Origin of the sequence: Paenibacillus sp. DS2015 (genome assembly GCF_050433705.1) — a bacterium.
Lineage (GTDB): Bacteria > Bacillota > Bacilli > Paenibacillales > Paenibacillaceae > Paenibacillus_AQ.
Genome location: NZ_JBNPWS010000065.1, coordinates 1 through 5,079 on the forward strand (window position 1 = coordinate 1; position 5,079 = coordinate 5,079).

General features: G+C 37.3%; 9 protein-coding genes. 3 read left to right on the top strand and 6 right to left on the bottom strand.

What is annotated here, in order from left to right; genetic code table 11:
* Positions 1–135: 135 nt before the first annotated feature.
* Positions 136–276 (bottom strand): hypothetical protein, encoded by a 141-nt coding sequence (locus J2T13_RS25925; protein WP_429375578.1) that lies wholly within the window; start codon positions 274–276, stop codon positions 136–138.
* Between the two features lie 270 nt (positions 277–546).
* Here J2T13_RS25925 and J2T13_RS25930 point away from each other — a divergent pair, with 270 nt between their 5' ends.
* Positions 547–843, top strand: a complete 297-nt coding sequence (locus tag J2T13_RS25930; protein WP_429375579.1) for a potassium transporter Kef — start codon at positions 547–549, stop codon at positions 841–843.
* A 280-nt stretch (positions 844–1,123) separates the two neighbouring features.
* Here J2T13_RS25930 and J2T13_RS25935 read toward each other — a convergent pair whose 3' ends face one another.
* Positions 1,124–1,240 (bottom strand): YjcZ family sporulation protein, encoded by a 117-nt coding sequence (locus tag J2T13_RS25935; protein ID WP_429375580.1) that lies wholly within the window; start codon positions 1,238–1,240, stop codon positions 1,124–1,126.
* Positions 1,241–1,484: 244 nt separating this feature from the next.
* Here J2T13_RS25935 and J2T13_RS25940 point away from each other — a divergent pair, with 244 nt between their 5' ends.
* A complete protein-coding gene (locus tag J2T13_RS25940) occupies positions 1,485–2,093 on the top strand; it encodes a hypothetical protein (protein ID WP_429375582.1) in 609 nt (202 codons plus the stop codon).
* Positions 2,094–2,405: 312 nt separating this feature from the next.
* On the opposite strand, the gene J2T13_RS25945 is transcribed toward J2T13_RS25940, so the two are convergent.
* Genes J2T13_RS25945 through J2T13_RS25960 form a run of 4 tightly spaced genes read right to left on the bottom strand, consistent with a single transcriptional unit; the run spans position 2,406 to position 4,066 of the window.
* Entirely contained in the window at positions 2,406–2,786 is a 381-nt protein-coding gene (locus J2T13_RS25945; protein ID WP_429375583.1) for a LytTR family DNA-binding domain-containing protein, read from the bottom strand.
* A 20-nt stretch (positions 2,787–2,806) separates the two neighbouring features.
* Positions 2,807–2,935, bottom strand: a complete 129-nt coding sequence (locus tag J2T13_RS25950) for a cyclic lactone autoinducer peptide (protein WP_429375585.1) — start codon at positions 2,933–2,935, stop codon at positions 2,807–2,809.
* Complete coding sequence (locus tag J2T13_RS25955) at positions 2,932–3,447, bottom strand: accessory gene regulator ArgB-like protein (protein ID WP_429375586.1); 516 nt, start codon at positions 3,445–3,447, stop codon at positions 2,932–2,934. The genes J2T13_RS25950 and J2T13_RS25955 overlap by 4 nt, the downstream gene beginning before the upstream one ends.
* Positions 3,440–4,066 carry a hypothetical protein gene (locus tag J2T13_RS25960; protein WP_429375588.1) on the bottom strand — a complete coding sequence of 209 codons (627 nt, stop codon included), beginning with the start codon at positions 4,064–4,066 and terminating at the stop codon, positions 3,440–3,442. The genes J2T13_RS25955 and J2T13_RS25960 overlap by 8 nt, the downstream gene beginning before the upstream one ends.
* A 260-nt stretch (positions 4,067–4,326) precedes the next feature.
* Between J2T13_RS25960 and J2T13_RS25965 the strand changes: the two genes are divergently transcribed.
* Positions 4,327–4,971 (top strand): hypothetical protein, encoded by a 645-nt coding sequence (locus tag J2T13_RS25965; RefSeq protein ID WP_429375589.1) that lies wholly within the window; start codon positions 4,327–4,329, stop codon positions 4,969–4,971.
* Positions 4,972–5,079: the final 108 nt, after the last annotated feature.

Genomic DNA, 5,079 nt, shown 5'->3' on the forward strand with positions numbered 1-5,079 from the left:
GTTTTCTTTTTCGTGCAAAAACAAGAGCAGGCTATCTTTTCGATAACCTGCTCTTGTTCTTGATTTTTGGCCTGCGCCTTAACTTAATGACATTGCCTGAAAGCAGGGTCTTTTCAAGCATAAAAACATATTAGTTTAGTACAAGAATGCTTTAGATATGATAACTAACAAAATGAACAGAACTAAGATCGCCCCTATACCGCTACCAAATCCACCTACACCACCTACACCACCTACACCACCTACACCACCGTAACCTCCAGCAACTTCTCCCATAGTAATTCCTCCTTTCGCTCAGGGTACCTTACTATATGAGAAAAAATAAAATGAGGAGTGGGTTTAAAGGCAAGAAAAATTCAGATTGAAACTTGCGCTTGTATGCCCCACCTGTTCTGCTTGGCGACGCCAGTACTCCCCCAGTAAGGTAACATAGGTATTTGAAGAAGCTATTTCCAACATATGCATTGTCTCGGTATTCTTAAGCTGATAATATGGTATCAAACATCACCCTCAAGGTTGTAATTGGAGAGGAGGAGTGAATACTGGATGGATAGACTTGCATTGTATGCTTCGTTATCTTATCTATTGTTATTAATTTCGTTCATTTGTATGTACTATGTGATTCACAAAAGAACCAAATCTACCCGTTACATTGTTCTAGCTTTGCTCATTGCTTGCGGAACTCCGTTAACCGTGGCATTAATTAACCATAACGTAGTGGACTATGTAGACGCGAACATCGGGCTAGGTCTTTCTTTTATGCTAACCTGGTTCATTACCGGGCTGGTATTTCTGTTGTCGCTGATCATTCGGATCAGAAAAAGAACTCCAATGTTCAAGTAGGGTTAGACTAATGAGGCTGATCTTTCAGTAGATTTCTCTATCGGCGAGACTACCTCTCTTCGTTTCGAAGGCCTTAAAATCCCCCTCATCTCCACAATCTTTTTCATATCATTGTATAGTTTAGTTGCTAATATGATAATATGCCTAGATTATTTTTCACACATTCTTCAATAAAAGCCATCTTAAACAAAGGGATTATTCATAAAAAGAGACCACATTGGCCTATGCCTTTGTGGTCTTTCGTATGGTATGAGATGCATCAAAAAGATAAAATTTTCGTTTAGAATAAGAACGCTTTGGAGATGATGACCAGCAATATGAACAATACTAATATTGCCCCTATGCCTCCACCACCAACACCGCAACATCCGCCAAATCCACCAACAACTCCACCCATAGTAATTCCTCCTTTTTCAACTTGAGTACACCTTACTATATGTGAAAGTACAAAATGCGGACTGGGTATAATGGCAATGAAAATCAGCCCTGAATTATAGTTAGAAAGTTCAGTACTTAAGGGGCATAAATAAATCATACGCAATGCCTTCTCCGCAAACTGTCCTTCAACGACTGGGTACATCATGGTATTATTTACCTATATCTGATAGACTTATTCCAAAATAATATTTATGGAGGATTATATGAACACGATCATCAAAGTAGCATCAGCTATTTGTATCGCAACACTTTTATTAGTCGGATGTTCTTCGGACAAAACCAATGAAACAACGGATGCAGTGAACAACACTAAGGCAGAAGAATCAGCCGAGGTGAACAAGCCAATCTCTACACCGATAGCTGAACCCGTACAAGAACCCGCAAAAGAAGTCGAAAAAGAAGTCAAAGAAGAAGTGAAAAAAGAAGTGAAAAAGGCGAAGAAATTATCTGCCGATGAATCAACGGCTTTGGATTATGTGACAATTTATTTAAACGGAACAGACATTGAGAAAAAAAAGAAATTCGTTCAAGATAAGATCTACCCTGATGTACAACCTTTATTTCAACTGGCCGAGTCCAGCGTTACTGAAGAAAATAATCGTTTCAATAATCCAAAAGTAGTTGAGTCAATACCATTTGAAAGTGAAGATAAAAAGGGACACTTTGTATTGATCAGCTCAGAGGACAGTAAAGGTAAGAATAAAGAAATTATCATCTTAACATTAGACGGCAAAATGGCATGGGGATATACAGATTCTACTAAAGAAGATGAAAAGATGGCCTTTGATCAGGCTAGAAAACAATTCAAATAACCCATTCCACCCTTTCCACATGGTAACAATAACCTCCTCCGAGAAATTATATTATTCATAGTACGCTATTGTGGGTAATAACCTAATAAGGAACACAAATGAGAAGAGGAGTTGTTATTTATGAGTACACTTTTATGGGTCATTATTATTATTTTAATTCTTGGTGGCGGAGGTTATGGTTTCTTCGGTCGTCGTCGTTAGGTGTAGGCTACATACTTAAATAGAAATAACCCAGTGCCATTCCGGCATTGGGTTATTTCTTGTGGAGTCTATATTCCCTATACATGTTGTCTTCTCCCTCTCATTCCATGCTTAAGTCCATCCTAGTTGAGGATTAATCATACCTAATTCCTTCTCTAACTCCTTATAATTACTACTCGATACAGTGCAGCGTTTAGATCTACTCGAAATATCAGTTTCGAAATATGCCACTTTAAAAATTTTATCCAACATCTTAATTTTGTTCATATTCACCATATTATTACGATCTACAAGCTTGAATTTATACCCACTATTGTTCAGTACTTTATTCCAATATCTCAGGGTGCCTACAGTGTAGTATGTCTCATCCTTCAACTGGACGATAATTCGGTCTGTTCGACCATCATATTCAAAGAATAAGATGTCATCGATTTTCAGTGTGGTTAATCCTGTATTTCCATCAATGTCTTTGGTTACAGTAAGAGAACTCATGTGGATCATCCTCCATTGGTTTACTTGAGAAGTTCCTTAGGAATTTCTCCCTTATAGAAATAAAGAAAACTATTCGTACTTATAACATTTCTTGCAAAAACCGTCAAGAGGGTTGCAATTGAAAAGGCAAAGTTAGACACTGCGTTCACCTCCTTCCCCGAACTATGGTGAGGCTCTGTATAAAAAAACTTGCTGCTATCACGGGTGATACGATGATGAAGTTTAAAGATACTAGTATGAGGGCAATCAATTTTAGCAGAGGGTAGTATCTTTCAGGTATGGCGGACTGTTCATTCATTCCAGAGGGTGCAAATAAAAGTATCAACAATAGACTAGCTCCAGTTAACAATTCTACATAATAACCATCAAAGTTTGCGAAGGATACTACTGTAAAAAGGGTAATGCTACAAATCATACAACTCATTCCTGATTTAAGGTGTATACCACCCGTGAGTTGCCTTAATACCGCAAATGAAATCAGGATAGCGACAACATGCGTCACCTTCCCTGTAACCATTGAAATCATTAACGATCCTGTAATAATAAATACTATATTCAACAACAGAGCTAATCCATACTTGAGCACATCCACCGAAGAAGGGTGGTTAGGGGCAGATTGCTTTATACCTATTGCTATTTTGAGAGCCAAAGATTCAATCATTGAACTTCTCCTTTATCAGAGCATAATACAACAGAAATAACAAGGAACATATGAAAAACACGATATTCAATGAAAGCTCATTTTTATAAAGAAGAGCAGTAAATACGAGCAGAAAAATAATGATCAACAAAACAACAATTATTCCTTCCCATTTCAACCTGAATCTGTCGAAATCGAAAGTAAATCCTATGCCAAATTTGTACAATCCCCATGCAATTAACACGCTAATTACGCCACTGAGTGATTGAGTAAGATATCCATTTCCTATCGATGATTGCGCAGCATCAATCGATCCAAAATAGACTAGCAGGATTAAAGTTTGAATGATTGCGAAGGCTAAGTAACCTGCTATAGATACGATTCCCGCCCAGACCAGTGAAATCTTTACCACCGTATTTAAAAGAAATATAAATAACACAATATTTACAAGCGGCACAATATAAGCAAGCGAAAGCTCATTTCGCAGGAAGAAACTTTGTAAATTCATAAGTAATATCATAAATAAAGCCTGCCACATATAATCCGTAGCTTTAAGCCTAAATATAGACAACATTAGAACAAAAAGCCCAACGCCTTCAATAGTCGAAAAAACTAAAAATCCAACAGACTCAGATAACACATCAATCCCCCTCTTTATATGAGACTATGGGTTCAGCAACATTATATTCCTGATTCAAATTTACTATATACTATAAATGGGTACTACGTGAAGACAAAAATTAAAAATCACAAAAAGTAACATTAATGTAGCTTTTATTCAACGAAATACTCTCTCGTGCTGCGTATGATAATACGATATTCTGTCTGATTAGCATGGATATTTTCTGTTAGCTCTGATAGACTGTTTGATGATTGTTATCATACTTAGGGGGAACAAAATTGAATAAACAACTATTTAAAAAGTGGTGGTTCTGGGGTATTGTTATTTTGATTATAGGAGCTATTAATGGTGCAAGAAATATAATAACACAACAACCCGAAGAAGTAAGTTCCAATCAGATAGAAACTGTACAAGCTAAAAACTCAGTCATTGTACCGGAGCAACCCTTCTCATCTGATGAGCCCATTACCGGAACCTTAGGGATCTCAGTAGATCAATTCACTCAAGCATTCAACAGCAGTGCCAAGGAATTCCAAACAGGATTAAAGATATCTAAGCTAAGTATTATACCAGATGATGTTAATGACAATTTCATTTATGTGCTAGTCGATAATTTATCTTTGCAAGGAATTGTTGATAAAACAACGGGGAACCTCCGTCAAGTTACTGTAACTAGTCGTGGAGATGGCAGTGCTGACTCTGGCGCGGATATTCTATTATCTATTGGCGTCCTCATTATGGCAACTAACCCAACCCTAAATACCGAAGATCGTGGTGCAATTATAAGAGATATTGGCTTTACGGATGAGAATACAGATTTCTCTAATCTTAATCGATCAACCGTTCGTAATGGCCTACAATATCAGATCGAATCTTCAGACACGACCGGCATAAGATTTAGTATTTCAGAAGCTATTGAATAATTGGTGCTACCCAGCTAGAGTGAAGGACTGAATATTATTTCAGCCCCTCCTCATCAAACCGTACGTGAAGTTTTCCTTCATACGGCTTTCCGATGTTCTTCTTTCATG